This window comes from Haloferax sp. Atlit-6N (assembly GCF_003383195.1).
In the GTDB taxonomy this organism is placed as follows: domain Archaea; phylum Halobacteriota; class Halobacteria; order Halobacteriales; family Haloferacaceae; genus Haloferax; species Haloferax gibbonsii.
Window position 1 is genome coordinate 1 of the sequence record NZ_QEQJ01000196.1, and the last position, 514, is coordinate 514.

At 57.0% G+C, this 514-nt stretch carries 1 protein-coding gene; it reads left to right on the plus strand.

The features are described from left to right. Positions 1 to 42: 42 nt before the first annotated feature. Positions 43 to 501, plus strand: a complete 459-nt coding sequence (locus DEQ92_RS21905; RefSeq protein ID WP_115821783.1) for a flagellar protein G — start codon at positions 43 to 45, stop codon at positions 499 to 501. Positions 502 to 514 lie beyond the last annotated feature (13 nt).

Consider the following 514-nt stretch of genomic DNA (forward strand, 5'->3'; position numbering starts at 1 on the left):
GGCATCGCGGCGAGTAACACGACGGTCGAGGTGGTGAACTGAATGGCCGACGTCTCCGTTCCGAGTCTGATCCTGTTCATCGCGAGCATCGTCATCGCAGCAGGAGTCGCGGGTGTCCTCATCGACACGGTCACCGGAATCAGCGGGGCGCTCGACGATCGGGGCGCAGACGTCGCAGAGAACATCCGGACCGACATCGAAATTATCAGCAGTTCCGACAGTAACGTTTACGACAACAGCTCAAACAGCATAAGTCTGTACGTCAAGAACACGGGACAACGAACGTTACCAGCGACTGGACAGACGTTCGACGTCATCGTCGACGCGCAATATCGCGCGGACGTCAATGTCAATGTCGTCGACGGCAACAACGGAGAGTGGACGCCTCACGGTGTCGTCAACGTCACGATACAGAATATCGACCTGGCCGAAGGTAGCGGCGATCACGACGTCACGCTGACCGTCGACGGCGACGAAGAGAACTTCCGCTTCAACTACTAACTATGGGATCGAA

Excerpts from the sequence above, each read along its gene's own strand:
- DEQ92_RS21905 (WP_115821783.1), top strand. The coding sequence starts at position 43 with ATGGCCGACGTCTCCGTTCCGAGTCTGATCCTGTTCATCGCGAGCATC.